The 15,093-nt window shown below is 70.2% G+C and carries 17 protein-coding genes; 9 read left to right on the top strand and 8 right to left on the bottom strand.

The window, feature by feature from the left end:
- Positions 1–18: 18 nt before the first annotated feature.
- From IFU30_RS17565 to IFU30_RS17550, 4 genes are all read right to left on the bottom strand, one after another.
- Positions 19–990, bottom strand: coding sequence for a carbohydrate ABC transporter permease (locus tag IFU30_RS17565; protein WP_370282131.1), 972 nt, complete (start codon positions 988–990; stop codon positions 19–21).
- A 6-nt stretch (positions 991–996) separates the two neighbouring features.
- The gene (locus IFU30_RS17560) at positions 997–2,283 is read right to left on the bottom strand and encodes a sugar ABC transporter substrate-binding protein (protein WP_064294926.1); all 1,287 of its coding nucleotides are present in this window, start codon (positions 2,281–2,283) and stop codon (positions 997–999) included.
- A gap of 240 nt (positions 2,284–2,523) precedes the next feature.
- Complete coding sequence (locus IFU30_RS17555; protein ID WP_137244250.1) at positions 2,524–3,201, bottom strand: FadR/GntR family transcriptional regulator; 678 nt, start codon at positions 3,199–3,201, stop codon at positions 2,524–2,526.
- Positions 3,198–3,926, bottom strand: coding sequence for an SDR family oxidoreductase (locus tag IFU30_RS17550; protein WP_137244249.1), 729 nt, complete (start codon positions 3,924–3,926; stop codon positions 3,198–3,200). The genes IFU30_RS17555 and IFU30_RS17550 overlap by 4 nt, the downstream gene beginning before the upstream one ends.
- Positions 3,927–4,042: 116 nt before the next feature.
- Between IFU30_RS17550 and IFU30_RS17545 the strand changes: the two genes are divergently transcribed.
- Together IFU30_RS17545 and IFU30_RS17540 are read left to right on the top strand one after the other, a co-directional pair.
- On the top strand, positions 4,043–4,813 hold the full coding sequence (locus IFU30_RS17545) for an SDR family NAD(P)-dependent oxidoreductase (RefSeq protein WP_137244248.1): 771 nt from the start codon (positions 4,043–4,045) through the stop codon (positions 4,811–4,813).
- 270 nt (positions 4,814–5,083) lie between these two features.
- Positions 5,084–5,989, top strand: coding sequence for a serine hydrolase (locus tag IFU30_RS17540; RefSeq protein ID WP_064294922.1), 906 nt, complete (start codon positions 5,084–5,086; stop codon positions 5,987–5,989).
- Between the two features lie 146 nt (positions 5,990–6,135).
- On the opposite strand, the gene IFU30_RS20980 is transcribed toward IFU30_RS17540, so the two are convergent.
- Together IFU30_RS20980 and IFU30_RS20975 are read right to left on the bottom strand one after the other, a co-directional pair.
- Entirely contained in the window at positions 6,136–6,567 is a 432-nt protein-coding gene (locus IFU30_RS20980; protein WP_342365758.1) for an NUDIX hydrolase, read from the bottom strand.
- Positions 6,564–7,406 (bottom strand): hypothetical protein, encoded by an 843-nt coding sequence (locus IFU30_RS20975; protein ID WP_192006398.1) that lies wholly within the window; start codon positions 7,404–7,406, stop codon positions 6,564–6,566. The genes IFU30_RS20980 and IFU30_RS20975 overlap by 4 nt, the downstream gene beginning before the upstream one ends.
- Before the next feature lie 112 nt (positions 7,407–7,518).
- Between IFU30_RS20975 and IFU30_RS17525 the strand changes: the two genes are divergently transcribed.
- Complete coding sequence (locus IFU30_RS17525) at positions 7,519–8,118, top strand: DUF4190 domain-containing protein (protein ID WP_137244246.1); 600 nt, start codon at positions 7,519–7,521, stop codon at positions 8,116–8,118.
- Positions 8,119–8,498: 380 nt separating this feature from the next.
- Here IFU30_RS17525 and IFU30_RS17520 read toward each other — a convergent pair whose 3' ends face one another.
- The gene (locus IFU30_RS17520) at positions 8,499–9,959 is read right to left on the bottom strand and encodes a glutamyl-tRNA reductase (protein ID WP_137244245.1); all 1,461 of its coding nucleotides are present in this window, start codon (positions 9,957–9,959) and stop codon (positions 8,499–8,501) included.
- A gap of 154 nt (positions 9,960–10,113) precedes the next feature.
- Here IFU30_RS17520 and IFU30_RS17515 point away from each other — a divergent pair, with 154 nt between their 5' ends.
- The 6 genes from IFU30_RS17515 (at position 10,114) to IFU30_RS17490 (ending at position 14,568) form a co-directional block, all read left to right on the top strand.
- Positions 10,114–10,587, top strand: a complete 474-nt coding sequence (locus tag IFU30_RS17515; protein ID WP_137244244.1) for a hypothetical protein — start codon at positions 10,114–10,116, stop codon at positions 10,585–10,587.
- Positions 10,588–10,663: 76 nt separating this feature from the next.
- The gene (gene hemE / locus IFU30_RS17510; protein WP_192006396.1) at positions 10,664–11,791 is read left to right on the top strand and encodes a uroporphyrinogen decarboxylase; all 1,128 of its coding nucleotides are present in this window, start codon (positions 10,664–10,666) and stop codon (positions 11,789–11,791) included.
- Positions 11,788–13,332 (top strand): protoporphyrinogen/coproporphyrinogen oxidase, encoded by a 1,545-nt coding sequence (locus tag IFU30_RS17505; RefSeq protein WP_191942046.1) that lies wholly within the window; start codon positions 11,788–11,790, stop codon positions 13,330–13,332. Before hemE ends, IFU30_RS17505 begins: the two co-directional genes overlap by 4 nt.
- A gap of 132 nt (positions 13,333–13,464) precedes the next feature.
- Positions 13,465–13,887, top strand: coding sequence for a hypothetical protein (locus IFU30_RS17500; protein ID WP_064294916.1), 423 nt, complete (start codon positions 13,465–13,467; stop codon positions 13,885–13,887).
- Between the two features lie 17 nt (positions 13,888–13,904).
- Positions 13,905–14,327 (top strand): phage holin family protein, encoded by a 423-nt coding sequence (locus tag IFU30_RS17495; RefSeq protein ID WP_064294953.1) that lies wholly within the window; start codon positions 13,905–13,907, stop codon positions 14,325–14,327.
- Positions 14,317–14,568, top strand: a complete 252-nt coding sequence (locus tag IFU30_RS17490) for a DUF3618 domain-containing protein (protein WP_079003603.1) — start codon at positions 14,317–14,319, stop codon at positions 14,566–14,568. The genes IFU30_RS17495 and IFU30_RS17490 overlap by 11 nt, the downstream gene beginning before the upstream one ends.
- Before the next feature lie 16 nt (positions 14,569–14,584).
- On the opposite strand, the gene IFU30_RS17485 is transcribed toward IFU30_RS17490, so the two are convergent.
- Complete coding sequence (locus IFU30_RS17485; RefSeq protein WP_071260458.1) at positions 14,585–15,046, bottom strand: GNAT family N-acetyltransferase; 462 nt, start codon at positions 15,044–15,046, stop codon at positions 14,585–14,587.
- Between the last annotated feature and the right edge of the window lie 47 nt (positions 15,047–15,093).

The raw sequence follows: 15,093 nt of genomic DNA, 5'->3' as shown, positions 1-15,093 counted from the left end.
GGGCGGGAGCGTGGGTGGTCACAGTTCGTCCTCCTTCATGAGGGCGCGGATGTAGACGATCGTGATGCCGAGCAGGACGAGCGTCAACAGCACCGCGATCGCGGAGCCGAAGCCGTAGCGGTTCTGCCCGAAGGACTCCACGTACGACCACACGCCGAGGTTCAACACCTCGCGGTTCGAGCCGGAACCACCCGGCATGAGGTAGATCTGCGCGAACACCTTGAAGTCCCAGATGGTCGACAGGATGATCACGACCGAGAACACCTGGCGCAGCGACGGGAAGGTGATCTGGAAGAAGCGACGGAACGCGCCCGCCCCGTCCATCTCGGCGGCTTCCAGCATCTCCTTGGACACGCCGAGCAGGCCGGCGAGGACGGTGATGGCCACGAACGGGAAGCCGTGGTGGATCACGTTCAGCAGCGCGATGCCGTAGAACGTGAACTGGTTCGTGAACCAGTTGAAGGGCTCGTCCATGAGCCCGAGCCCCATGAGCGTCTGGTTGACGATGCCGCGGTCGGCGTCGAAGATCCAGACCCAGACGTAGGTGCCGGTGACGGCGGGCATCGCCCAGGCGACCATGATGGCGCTGCCGACGATGGTGCGCCAGAAGGAGCCGAGGTTCGCCATGAGCAGGGCGACGAGGGTGCCGAGGACGACCGTGCCGATGACGGCGGCCGCGGCGAAGAAGACGGTGTTCGGGAGGACGACGGTCCAGAGGGTCGGGTCGGCGAAGACCTCGGCGTAGTTGGCGCCGCCGTTGAAGTTGGTGTCGCCGCTGACGATCTCGCGCAGTCCGTAGTCCTGCAGGGAGAACAGGACGACGCGGATGAGCGGCCAGAGGAGGAGCACGGCGAGGATGAGGAGCGCCGGCGCGAGCAGCAGCCAGGGGCGGGTGCGCATCAGGAGGCGCAGCCGCTTGGGGGAGGGGCCCCCGGCCACCCGCGAAGCGGGGGCTTCGCGGGTGACCGTGGGCGGGGTGAGGGTCGACACGATCGGCTACTTGCCGTTCATGATGTCGTCCATCTCCTTGGCGGCATCGGTCGTCGCCTGGTCGACCGACTTGCTTCCGGAGAGGATGGCCTGGATCATCGCGTTGGTGGTCTTCTTCGCCTGCACCGCACCGAACTTCGGGGTCACGGGGAGGGAAGCGCCGCCGTCGACGAACTGCTCGGCGAAGGGCTTCACCAGCGGGTCGTCGCTCTCGGTCGAGTCGCTGAGGAGCGAGGTCTGGCCGGGGAAGTAGCCGGTCTGCTCGGCCCACTCGGAGGCGAACTTGCCGGTGGTCATCATCTCGATGAACTGGAACGCGAGGTCCTTGTTCTTCGAGGTGTTGAACATGCTGAGGTGCGAACCGCCGAGCACGGAGGGCGACATGCCGCCGTCTTCACCCGGGATCGGGATGGCGGCGAACTTGCCCTCGAGCTCCGGGTTCTTCTGGACGATCGTCGCCGGGGTCCAGGAGCCCATGATCGCCATGGCGACCTTGTCCTGCACGAAGTTGTCGAGGACGTCCGTCTCCTTCCAGGTGGTGGCACCTGAGGAGGAGAGGTCGTACTTGGTGGCCAGGTCGGTCCAGAACTGGATGCCCTTGCGTGAGTCGTCGCTCGCGAGCCCCGACTTCCAGGTGTCGCCGTCGAGCTCGGAGACCTCGCCGCCGGCGCCCCAGACCCAGGGGTACGCCGTGAACTCGGCGTCACCGGGGACGGGGAACGGGATCATGTCGGGCTTGGCGGCCTTGATCGCGGTGCCGGCGTCGATGATCTCCTGCCAGGTGGTCGGCGCCTTGAGGCCGAGCTCCTCGAAGACGTCGGTGCGGTAGACGATCGAGCGGACGCCGGCGTACCACGGCATGCCGTAGAGCTCGCCGTCGTACGTACCGGAGTCGGCGAGGCCCTTGACGAGGTCGTCCTTCAGGCCGGCCTTGTCGACGTAGTCGCCGATGGGGGCGAGGGCGCCGGCATCGGCGAACTCGGCCGTCCAGGTGGTGCCCGTCTCGGCGACGTCGGGGGTGGTGTTCCCGGCGATCGACGTCACGAAGCGGTCGTGGGCGTCGGCCCACTGCACGTACTCGACCTTGAGGGTGGCGCCGGTCTCCTTCTTGAAGGCCGAGCCGACCTCCTTGAAGAAGGCCTCGGAGTCGGGGTTGGTGCCCTGCATGATCCAGACGGTGAGCGTCTGGCCGTCTGCCGAGACGTCGCCTGAGCCGGAACCGCCACCGGCACAGGCGGTGAGGCCGAGTGCCGCGGTGGCGAGGACGGCCAGCGGAAGGGTGCGCTTGCGCATGGTGCTGCTCCTCGATTCTGGGATCGGGAGTCCGAGCCGTCGTTGGCCCGGGATCCGGAGTGACCGGGAAACCGCGGTCGATCCCTGCTGTTTTCAGTGGGTGTGGAAACAGTATTCAATAAGTACAGGAAGCTTGCAAATATTTTCCAGCACTGCAACACGGTCGTTACCTGCGTGACGGACGTGTTTCACGAAGCTGCGAGAACCGTGAGTGCGAGGGGCGGTCGGGCATCGCCGCCGTCAGGCCGTGCGGAGGATGATGATGCGCATCGTCGCGGCGGCCCGCTCGCCGTCCTGCGCCTCGATCGCCGACGCGAGGTCCGTGTGCAGCGCCGCGTCGTGGTGGTCGATGCCGTCGCCGGGCAGCTGGTCCACACGATCCCGGAGGGCCTCGTCGACGGCGTCGCCGACCCGGTCGAGGATCGGGTTCGCCGCCGCGCGCCGGATGAGGCGATGCAGCAGCAGGTCGGCCTCGAGGAACGCGATCGGATCCTGGCGAACCGCAGCCGCGCGGAGCGCCTCACTCGTCACGCGGAGCTCGCGGGCGTCGTCGTCGCTGCGTCGCTCGGCCGCGAGCCGTGCCGACTCCGGCTCGGTTGCGGTGCGGAGTTCGCGGATCGCGAGGAGGGTGGACTCCCGTCGTCCGCTCGCCAGTGTCCAGCGGAGCACCCGAGGCTGCAACCAGTCCCAGCTCGACGACGGCTGCACGGTGTGGCCGACGTGCGCCTTGCTGGCGAGGAGTCCCATGCCGGAGAGCACGCGGGTCGCCTCCCGGACCACCGACCGCGAGTGCCCAGAGCGGTCGACCAGCTCGTCCACCGTGCACACCGTGCCGGCGGGTAGTCCGCCGTCGACGATGTCGGTGCCGATCCGGTCGAGCGTCCGTTCGAAGGCCGATGTCCCCCGTGTGCGACTCACGCCCGTGCTGACGGACGGGTAGGGGAGATCACGAGCTCATCGATCCGCACGTGTGGCGGGCCGTCGAGGATGAACCGCACGGCGCGGCCGATGTCCTCGGGTGTCAGCATCGTCTCACGCGCCGACGCGTCCGGCACCTGCGGCCGCATGGAGAGGAACGGGGTGTCGACGTCGCCCGGGCAGAGGTGGGTGGCGCCGACGCCGCGGAGTCCCTCCTCCTCGTTGAGGGTCGCGCAGAGCGAGGCGAGCGCGGTCTTGCTCGCGCTGTAGGCGACGCCACCTTTCGTCGAGAAGCGCCAACCGGCGAAGGAGGAGATGACGATGATCCGTCCCTGTGCGTCACGGATGGTGGGCAGTGCGAGATCGATCGTCCGGGCGACCGAGGTGAGGTTGGTGTCGACGATCGCGGCGAACTCCGTCATCGACTGGTCGTCCCACCGACGCCGTGGTGCGTTCAGCCCCGCCGCCGTGACGAGGTCGTCGACCGGGCCGAGTCCGGCGACGATGCGTTCGTGGGCTCGGGTGAGCGAAGCGGGGTCCGACGCGTCGGCCTCCGCGGCGACGGCCACACCGCCGGCGGAGGTGACGGCCTCGACGGTCTCGAGGAGCGCCTCGCGGCGTCGCCCCGTCACGGCGACGCGCCAGCCCGCCTCAGCGGCAGACACCGCCACGGCCTGCCCCATGCCGCTGCCGCCACCCGTCACCCAGAGCACTCGATCCGTCATGACGCCAGTGTATCGAGCTGATCGATCATAAGTATGTTTTACTCGCCTGGTGCGTACGCGGCCGTCGACACCGGGTCGACGCGTCGACGGACGCGCTCAAACGATGGGAGACACCGATGCTGCTGGACCTGACGGATCGACGGGTGATCGTGACCGGAGGTGCTCGCGGAATCGGGCTCGCCCTCGTGGAGTCCTTCCTCGCCGAGGGGTCCCGCGTCGCGGTGCTCGACCTCGACGTCTCCTCCCTCGATGCGCTCGTGGCGTCCCACCGCGGCGACCTCGTCGCCATCGCGTGCGACGTGCGGTCCGAGGACTCGGTGTCGAGCGCGGTCACGGCGGCTGCCGTCGGGCTCGGAGGGATCGACGTCCTCGTGAACAACGCCGGGGTCAACGTACAGTCGCTGCTCGAAGAGACGAGCGACGCCGCGTGGACGAGGTGCTTCGACGTCAACGTCGGCGGCGTCTTCCGGGTGTCGAAGGCGGTCATCCCGTATCTGAAGGAACAGCGCTCCGGCCGCATCATCAACGCCGCGAGCTTCGCGGCGGTCATCCCGAGCGTCGGCAGCGCGGCCTACGCGGCGTCGAAGTCCGCGGTGGTGCAGCTCACCAGGGTCCTCGCGAGCGAGCTGGGGCCGTGGGGCATCACGGTGAACGCCTACGCCCCCGGCATGGTGCCGACGGCGATGAACGGTTTCGCCGAGCTCCCGACGGCGCAGCAGGACGAACTCCTCGACACGCTCTCGGTGCGTCGCTGGGAGGAACCGGAGGACGTCGCGAACGTCGTCCGGTTCCTCGCGAGCGACCAGGCGGGCTACGTCACCGGTGCGCTGATCGACGTCAGCGGCGGCAAGTTCGCGACCCAGTTCCCAGCCCGCGCTCGCGGCTGATCACGAGCTGAAACCTGCGGGATCCGGGGCGGTGGACCGACCGGATTCGCGGGCGATGGAAGCGACGGATGTCGGACCGACGCGCCCGGGAACGACGTTCCCAGGCCCAGATTCGCAGCCAGCGCGAAGGGCGCTTACGATACCGTGGACGGCACATCCGGAGGCCCGCTGCGCGGGTCGTCGGACGGCCGTCGAGTGGGCTGACCGGGGCAGGTCCACACCCGCAGGATCGTCGGGATCACCATCTGGAGCAGAGGAGTTCGGTCAGCCGTGGCTTCACGAGTGCACGAGTCGGAACGTCGCCGTTCGCGCGATGCGCGTCGAGGGCGCCACCGTGCCTCCGCCCAGATCGAACCCTTCACCCGCGGGTTCAGCGCCCTCGGTGAGCTGGCCGCGTCGGGTGCGCAGGTCAGCCTCCGGATCAACGACATCACCACCGGCGAGATGCTCATGTCGGCCGACGACCACGTCGTCGTGCCCACTGCCTCGATCGGTAAGGTCCTCCTCCTCATCGAGGTCGCGGCCCGTCTGGGCGACGCCGACTTCAGCGGGCTCACCATCCTCGACCGCGAGCCACTCGACGCCGTCGCCGACTCCGGGATCTGGCAGCACCTCCAAGCGCCGTCCCTCCCGGTCGCCGACCTCGCGGCCCTCGTCGGTGCCACGAGCGACAACCTCGCCACGAACGTCCTGCTCCGCCACATCGGTCTCGACGCCGTCCGCCACCGTGCCGAGGAGATCGGGCTGAAGCGCACGGCCCTCCTCGACATCGTCCGCGACCACCGCGGCCCCGACAACGCACCGCAGCTCTCCGTCGGGTCCGCCCGCGAACTCGCCTGGCTGTTCCAGGCGCTCGCGACGGGCGAGATCGTCGACGCGACCACGAGCCGCCGGGTCCTGGCCTGGTTGTCGCTCAACACCGACCTCTCGCTCGTCGCCTCGGGCTTCGGGCTCGACCCGTTGGCCCACCGTGAGCCCGACCACGGCATCCAGCTCTTCAACAAGACCGGTTCCGGAGTCGGCGTGCGAGCCGAGGCGGGTATCCTCCGCGGCCCGAACGGTGCCGTGAGCTACGCCGTGTGCACGAGCTACGACGACACGGAGCTCGGCACGCGCCTCGGGGTGGTCGACGCCGTTCGGATCCTCGGCCAGGACCTCCTCGAGTACGTGCACTGAGCCGGTCTCACTCATCCGGTCCCTGGTCGGCCGGTCCCTGAGCGTGTCGAAGGGCTCACCCCGCCGGTCCCTGAGCGTGTCGCAGGGCTCACCCCCGCCGGTCCCTGAGCCTGTCGAAGGGCAGTATCCGCCTGTTGAAGGGCTCCTCAGTCGATGAGCCCCGCCGCCGCCAGGCGCTCGAGCACGTCGCGTCCCGCAGGTGGGCAGCGGTCGAGTGACTCCGTGCCCACCCAGTGGACCGCGCTCACCTCGGCGGAGGGCGTCGGTGTCTCGTGCGTCTCGGCCGCGAAGACGTGCATCCGCACGAGCCGGCCGTCGGGCTCGCCGTGCGCCTGCGTGACCACCGTGAACAACGGCGACACCCGCGCCGGATCGATCTCGACCGCGACCTCCTCGCGTGCCTCCCGGACGGCGGCCTCGGCGGGCGTCTCGCCCGCGTCGATCTTCCCGCCCGGCATGTAGAGGACGTCGCGGCCGCGAGCCGTCACCATGAGCACCCGCCGTCCGCGGACGATCGCGACCGCGGACACGAGGATGTCGGGGAGCGCGCTGCCCGAGCTCTCGGGTGCGCGGCTCACCGGTCGGCCAGGTTCTCGGTGTCGAGTGCGGGCCGCACCCGATCGGCGAACCCGTCGACGGCGAGTTCCACGGCGTCCTTGAGCTCGTCCGTGCTGAGGATCACGAAGTGACCCGGCACCGGGAGGAGCACGTTCGTCGCTCCGGGCAGCACGCTGCTGGACGGCACGTGCGGGTCGAAGGTGCTGTAGATCGAGACGATGTCGGCGTTGACGTCGTGCGGGGCGCCGAGCGCGACGATGGTCTCGTCTGTCGGGAGGAAGGCGCGGAGGCTCGGGTCGACGACGTACTTCGCGAGCACCGACCCGGAGAACGGTGAGCAGATCGCGACGACCCCGAGCAGGCCCAGCCGCTCGCGTTCGGTGAGGAGCAGCTCCTTTCCGACGAGGCCTCCCTTGCTGTGCGCGACGATGACGCACCCGGCGGCGGGCTTCGGCAACCGCCCGAGCGCGCGGGCGAAGCGGGCCGCCGTGTCGCGGATGGGTTTGCGGTTGTATCCGAGGCCGCGGGCGATGCGGATCCGGTAGCCGTCGGCGTTCAGGCGGTCGGCGACCGGCTTCAGGAACGCCCAGGTCTCGTACACGCCGGGGATGAGGACGACGACGGGGCGACTCGCGTCGCCTCGGGCGTACTCCCTCGGGATTCGGCCGCTGAAGAAGGCCCGCGTGTGCCAGACGACGGAGTGGACCCAGTCGACGGCGACGATCCCGGCGATGGTCAGCGCGCCAGGCCGCTCGGCGACCGGCGGGGCATCGGCGAGCGTGACGTCCTCGGCTTCCGCCACCGACTCCTCGTCCATCCGCACCCCCTCGTCCATCTTGCCACCGCCTCCGGTGCGCACCGCGCGAGCCCAGTGAACATCAGGGATCGCGGGTTACCCTGTGTTGACAAGGCGACGGCACGCTGCAAGCATGAGTCCGTTCGTCGAACCCCTATGCGCGAGGTGCACCTTCATGACTGATCCGAACTCCGGCCAGCCGAACGACCCATACGGTCAGAGCCAGAACCCCCAGCAGCCGGCCTACGGCGAATCGCAGGTTCCGCCGGCTCCGCAGTACGGGGAACAGGCTCCGCAGTACGGCCAGCCCTCGCCCTACGGTGAGCAGCCGGGCCAGCAGGCTCCGCAGTACGGCGAGCAGCCGAAGTACGGTCAGCCGCAGGCTCCCTACGGCGAGCAGCAGAACCCCTACGGCCAGCCGCAGGCACCCTACGGGCAGCAGCAGAACCCCTACGGCCAGCCCGCCGCTCCGTACGGACAGCCTCAGGCGCCGTACGGCTACGCGCAGCCGACCGGCCCGAAGACGAACGTCATGGCGATCATCTCGCTCATCGCCCCGTTCGTCGGGTTCGGCGTCGTCGGCCTCGTGCTCGGCATCATCGCGCTCGGTCAGATCAAGCGCACCGGCGAGCAGGGCCGTGGCCTGGCCCTCGCCGGCACCATCGTGAGCGGCGTGTCGGTCCTCGCCGGCATCATCGTGATCATCTTCTACTTCCTGATCATCGCAGGCGCGATCGCCGGCGCGAGCTCGTACGACTACAACTACGACTACTGATCCACGGCCTGCTCCGCAGGCGGATCATGACGGGCATCGGCATCGCGCCGGTGCCCGTTCGTCGTCCCAGCGCCCTTCCCGCCCCGGTCCCTGAGCGGTGATCCTCCTCCGGTCCCTGGGCGGTGACCCTCCTCCGGTCCCTGAGCAGTGACCCTCCTCCGGTCCCTGAGCTGCGCCGCACTGAGCCTGTCGAAGTGTCGAAGGGCGGTGCTTGACTCGTTCCCTGAGCGGTAACCCTCTCCGGTCCCTGAGCTGCGCCGCGCTGAGCCTGTCGAAGTGTCGAAGGGCCCACGGGGAACGTCCATGGTCGGTCGCGTGTTCGCGCGCACCTCGACAGGCTCGGCGACCGGGCTGCCCGACGCCAGTTTGCCGTCGGAAGCCTAGGAGGCGGAAGCGGCCGAGTCGGTGTCGGCGACCGGTGCGACGACCGCCGGTGCCTGGGGAACCTCGATACCGAAGAGCGTCTGCAGCGCCGTCGTGTACGCGGCCTGCTCGCCGTTGCGGGCGAGGTTCCGTGCCCGCACCGTCGGCTCGTGCAGCAGCACTCCGGCGAGGTGACGCAGTGCGCGGGCGGTCGACCCGTCGTCGTCGCCACGAGCGGTCGCACGGGCGACCTCGGCCTCGACGAGCGCGTGCACGTGGCTGCGGAGTGCGACGACGGCGGGCTCGAGGCTTCGCTCCTCGCCGACCGCGGCGAACTTCTGCGCGGCGCGGCTGACGATGGAGCGCGCGACCTCGGTGGCCTGCAGCTCCTCGAGCGGCGCGTGGATGCGGATGGTCTCGAGGTCGAGCAGGACGACGCCGGAAACGGTGGAGACGTCGGGGTCGACGTTGCGCGGCAGGCCGAGGTCGATGACGAGCTGGGCCGAGGCGTGCGGCACGGGGCACTCGGCGGCGGCTTCGGTGATGACGTCGTGGACGAGTGCGGAGACCCCGGTGGGCTCGGGTGCGGCCGGTGCGTCGGCCGCGGTGACCAGCGAGAGCGTCGGTGCGTCCGTGGCAGCCGCGGCTCGCGCACGGTGGTCGGCGGCGACGGCCGTGCGACCCGCGCGGAGCAGTTCGGCGTCGACCACGTGGCCCTCGGCGGTGGTGCAGGTGACGATGATGTCGACCTCGCCGGTGGTGCGGGCGAGGTCGTCGTGTCCGATCCAGCCGATCTCGTGCGAGCGCGCGAACTTCTCGGCGCGGCCGGACGGCGAGTACACGAGGACGTCGGTGACGCCGCGGTCGCGGAGGGCGGCGAGGCTCGCGCCGGCGTACGCACCGGTGCCGACGAGCAAGACGCGTTGCGTGGCCCAGTCGTCGATACGGCTCTCCGCGAGGTCGAGGGCGAGACGCACGATGGAGCGACCGGCACGCCCGAGCGGCGTGCGGTTCTTGATGCCGCGGGAGGTCTGGGACGCGCGCTGGAACAGGCGCTCCAGTTCGGAGCTGGTGGTGCCACCCGCGCGAGCGGCCTCGAGGGAGCGCCGCACCTGGCCGGCGATCTCGCCCTCGCCGACGACGACGGACTCGAGTCCGGCCGACACGGCGAAGAGGTGCTCGGCTGCCGCGGTGCCGACGCTGAGGTCGAACACCTCCCGCAGCTGCTCGGCGGGGATGCCGGTGGTCTCGCTGACGGCCTCCGCAGCGGCCTCGAAGGCGACGGATGCGGCGGCGGTGACGGGCTCGTCGAGGTCGATGTACGCCTCGAACCGGTTGCAGGTGGCCACGACGACGGCACCCGAGACGCACTCGTGGTGCTCGACCAGGCGCGCGGCAACGCCCTCGGCACCGACTGAGAGTCGTTCGAGGAGGTCGAAGGTGGCGTTCTTATGGCTCGCCGTCACACACATGAGCACCCGATGAGTCTACCCGAGCGGCGCTGTCGGGCTCCCGGGATGTCGCTCAGGGCACCCTCACCACCAGTCGGGTACTGACATATGAAATGTCAGATGCAATACTACGGATCAAGCCGTTCGACCGAACGGAACACAACGATCGAAGGAGAACGTTATGCAGCACTTCAGGAGAGTCGTCACGCTCGCCGCCGCGGCAGCGATGGTCACGCCCGGGCTCATGGGTGCGGCCCCAGCCCCGGCCTCGTACCCACGGGGAGGCGATGTCGTGGTCACCTGCACGTACACGGGTGGTCTGTTCCATGCGACCGGCGAGGTCCACCTGGTCTGGAACGGGAGCGACGCCTCGGGCAAGACGACCGTCTCGCTGGAGGAGTACCGGATCACCGCCGGCGGTGCGCCCTTTGGCGATAAGGCGAACATCGACCTCGGCCTGTCGCAGAACGGCGGGGCGACGCGGTGGATCCACTCGCCCGACTCGATGAAGCAGGACGGCCAGTGGCACTCGCTCGGGATCTGGCAGGACCTCTCCGCGTCGCCGTCCATCGACGATCTCGTGGCGACGGTGGAGTTCACCTTCGACGAGTCGGTCGGCTACGACCACTCGTGCAGCGTGTCGCACCGGCTCTGAACCACGGTCGGACTCCGGTGCGGGCCGTCGCCGGACGGTCCGCACCGGCAGGGCCGCGCATCGCGGGGCTTCGCCCATGCCGCGCTCAGCGCGGGAATGGGAGGATGAAGGGGTGAGTCTCCCACCCGAACACCCCCTCGTCACCGGCGTGACCCAGTCGTCGCCGCTCATCACCGCGTACCGCGGCACCCGTCCCGAGCGGACGCCCGTCTGGTTCATGCGTCAGGCCGGCCGGTCGCTGCCCGAGTATCGCGAGTTGCGGATCGGGACGGCCATGCTCGACGCCTGCCTCGACCCGGCGATGGCGAGCGAGATCACCCTCCAGCCCATCCGACGGCACGGGACGGACGCGGCCATCTTCTTCAGCGACATCGTGGTGCCGCTCAAGCAGGCCGGGGTCGCGGTCGAGATCGTGCCGGGCCGTGGTCCCGTCATGGGTTCCGCCGTTCGGACGGCCGCCGAGGTCGACGCGCTCGTCGCGCTCGACCCGGCCGTCCTCGACGACACGCTTGCGCCGATCCGCGAGGGCGTCGCGCTCACCGTCGCCGGGCTCGCGGGGATCGGCGACGGCCGCACGCCGCTCATCGGTTTCGCGGGTGCGCCGTTCACACTCGCCGCCTACCTCGTCGAGGGCGGACCATCGAAGGACCACCTCGCCGCCCGCACCCTCATGCACGCCGACCCGGCGTCGTGGGCGAAGCTCATGGCCTGGTGCGCGGACGTCACCGGTCGCTTCCTCCGCGCCCAGGTGCTCGCCGGCGCGTCGGCCGCGCAGCTCTTCGACTCGTGGGCGGGGGCACTCTCCCTCGAGGACTACGAGCGTCACGTCGCCCCGGCCTCCCGGGCCGCGCTCGCGCACGTCGCCGACCTCCCCGTCCCGAAGGTGCACTTCGGCGTCGGGACCGGTGAACTGCTCGGTGCGATGCACCGGGTCGGCGCCGACGTGGTCGGGATCGACTACCGGCTGGCGCTCGACGAGGGCATCCGACGTCTCGGTGGCGGCGTCCCCGTGCAGGGCAACATCGACCCGGCACTGCTCGCCGCCCCATGGCCGGTCCTCGAGGCGCACGTCCTCGACATCCTCCAGCGCGGGACGGCGGCGCCGTCGCACGTCCTCAACCTCGGCCACGGGGTCCCGCCCGAGACCGACCCGGACGTCCTGACCCGCATCGTCGCCCTCGCCCACGATTGGCAGCCCGCATGAGTCTGGAGCCGAAGCGTCTCGTCGTCATCGGCGGTGGTGTGGCCGGACTCGTCGGCGCGGTCGACTGCGCCAAGGTCGGCATCTCGGTGACGGTCGTCGACGCGCAGGAGTCGTTCGGTGGCGCGCTCGCGGCCGCCGAGGTCGCGGGTCTCCGCGTCGACGTCGGTGCCGAGAGCTTCGCGACGCGCGGTGGTTCGGTCGCCGAGCTCATCGAGCAGCTGGGGCTGACCGACCGCGTCGTGCGTCCCAACCGGGCCGGGGCCTGGTTGCACGTCGCCAAGCCCGGACAGCCGCAGCGGAGTGTCCCGCTCCCCAAGGCGGGGCTGCTGGGCATCCCGACGAACCCCCTCGCCGACGACGTCCGTCGGGTCATCGGCTGGAAGGGCGCGCTGCGCGCCTACCTCGACCGCATCCGCCCGCCGCTCACGATCGGCACCGAGCACAACCTCGGTGCGCTCGTCCGGAAGCGCATGGGCGCGGCCGTCCACGACCTCCTCGTCGCACCGGTCACCTCGGGCGTCTACTCGGCCGCTCCGGACGACCTCGACGTCGACCGCGCGGCTCCCGGGCTGAACGCCGCGTTGACCCGCACCGGGGCGCTGTCCCTCGCCGTCGCGGCCCTCCGGGAGAACGCGCCCGCCGGTGCCGCGGTCGGTGGCCTCGACGGTGGCATGACCGTCCTCGTCGACGGCTTGACCGCGGAGCTCGAGCGGTGGGGGTCGACGCTCATCACCGGCGTCGCCGTCACGGCGATCTCCCGGAACCCGTTCGACATCGACGTGGACGGACCGGGTGTCGGCCTCGGCGACGCCGGCCTCCCGCGGATGAGCGAGCGTCCCGCGGCTGCAGGTGCGTCGAAAGCCCCCTGGTACGTCGCCCTGACCGACGGCCGGGTGCTCGAGGCCGATCTGGTCCTCATCGCGACGCCCGAGCAGCCGGCCCGCAACCTGCTGGCCGACGTCGGGCCGGCGCTCCGCGACCTCCCCGCCGCCGGCGACGACGCGGGCGACCCGGTCCTGCCCGCGCCCATCGAGCTCGTGACGATCGTGCTCGACGAACCGGCCCTCGACGCCGCACCGCGTGGCTCCGGGCTGCTCGTCGCACCCGGCTCGACGCTCCACGCCAAGGCGCTCACCCACGCGACGGCGAAGTGGGCCTGGCTCGCCGACCGCGCGAAGGAGCATGGCGAGCACCGCCACGTCGTCCGCCTGTCCTTCGGCCGTCAGGGCGAGGCCGACGCGACGAGCGCGTTGACCGACGAGGAGCTGCTCTCGACGGCGTTGCACGATGCGTCGGTGATGCTCGGCGTCCAGCTCGACCCGGGCAGCGTCCGCGGCTTCCACCGCATCTCCTGGACGGGGACGCAGCCGACCGCCGCGCGCGGCCAGCGTGAACGCTCGACGGCCATCCGGGAAGCGGTGGCCGAGGTGCCCGACCTCGCGGTCACGGGTGCCTGGTTGTCGGGCACGGGGCTCGCCTCGGTGGTCCCCGACGCCCACGAGGCGGCGGCACGACTCCGCCATCAGGCGCTGCAGCGGTAGACGCGCCCATATGCCCGACCCGGCATCTTTTCCTGTCAACCCCCGACCGGATGGTGGCGTCGGAGTGACACCCGACTACGCTGGTCCCGTTGGATGCAGCATCACAGCACCACTCGAACAGACGGAGGCGCCATGAAGGGCAAGGTCATGTTCGTCGTCGGTGGGCTCACGGGCTACGTGCTCGGTACCCGCGCCGGACGCGAACGCTACGAGCAGATCAAGACGCAGTGGGTCAAGCTGTGGAACGCGAAGCCGGTGCGCGCGCAGCGCGGCAAGGTCGAGGACTTCGCCAAGGCACGCATCAGCGAGGTCCCCGCGGCTCTGTGGAGCGGCGTCAGCGCCGTCGCGAAGGTCGTCAGCCAGCAGGGTTCGACGCCCGGCCAGAAGCTCGATAAAGCCATCTCCAAGACCGAGGACACCGTCCAGGACGTGTCCGAGACGGTCAAGGACGCACGCACGGCCTCCGGCACCTCGACGTCGTCGGCCTCGAAGCCCGCAGTGCGCAAGCCTGCCGCGCCCAAGACGACGGCTCCGAAGCCCAAGAGCGGCGAGTAGCACCGACGATGCCGTTCATGAGTGACCGCAACCGGTCGGAGCCGCGTTACGACAAGCGCGACGAGTCCCTCCTGACCCTCGTCGGCCAGCTGCCGGGGGTCGTCTCGAACCTGGTCAAGGCCGAGATCGCCAACCTCAAGACGCAGCTCGCCCACAAGGGCAAGTACGCGGGTATCGGCGCGGCCTTCGTCGCCGGTGCCGCGGTGTTCCTCTTCTTCGCGGTCGGCGTGCTCGTCGCCGTGCTGATCCTCGCGCTCGCGCTCGTCATGCCCTCGTGGCTGGCGGCGCTCTGCGTCTTCGTGCTCTTCGTCCTCGTCGCTGCGGTCCTCGTGCTGATCGCGCTGCGGTACTTCAAGAAGATCAACGAGGACCCGAGCCCGATGGACAACGTGAAGGAAGACATCAAGGCAGTGAAGGGACTCGGCGAGTATGACCGTTGACCAGTTCCCGGGGGCGACGCCCTCGCCCGAGCAGGCTCGCGCCGAGCTCGTCGCCACGCTGAATGCGATCGAGGACAAGCTCAACGTCCCGAAGCAGGTGCACCGCGCCAAGCGTCGTGCCATCGTGCAGATCGCGACCGTCAAGGTCGAACGCCCGGCGGTCTTCTACGCCGGTGTCGCGGGGCTCGCCGGTGCGGCCGGGCTGGCGGTGTGGGGCATCGTCCGCGCCATCGCGCGCTGACGCGTCCCGCCGCCGGTCAGTCGCTCGGCGTGGCGACTCTCGTCATCGGGACGTGCACGATGTCGTCCTCCACGTAGTCGGGGCCGCTGATCTCGAACCCGAACCGGCCGTACCAGTCGGCGAGGCGTTTTTGGGCGCCCATGCGGAGTTCCCGATGCCCGTGGTCGGCGACGGCGCGGCGGATCAGTTCCGCGGCGAGACCCCGCCCGCGGGCGGTGAACGCGGTGGCCACCCGTCCGATCTCGGAGTGCTCGGCCTCGGTCAGGATCCGGATCGTCGCGAGCACCTCGTCGCCCTCCTGCGCCCAGGCGATGAGGGTGCCGTCCTCGATGTCGCGACCGTCGAGATCGGCGAAGAGCGCCGTCTGCTCGACGACGAAGACGTCGACGCGGATCTTCAGCACGCGGTAGAGCGTCACCGGATCCATCTCGGCCGCTCTGGCGACGTGGTACTCGACGGGAGGTTGCTCGCTGGTCATCACCCGACTGTATCGGCGGTGAGGCTGGGCTCGGTGTCAATCGTGAC

It is taken from the genome of Plantibacter sp. CFBP 8798 (assembly GCF_014841195.1).
In the GTDB taxonomy this organism is placed as follows: Bacteria; Actinomycetota; Actinomycetes; order Actinomycetales; family Microbacteriaceae; genus Plantibacter; species Plantibacter auratus.
The sequence above is the reverse complement of the archived record's forward strand: the minus strand, read 5'-3'. Positions and strand labels throughout refer to the sequence as shown.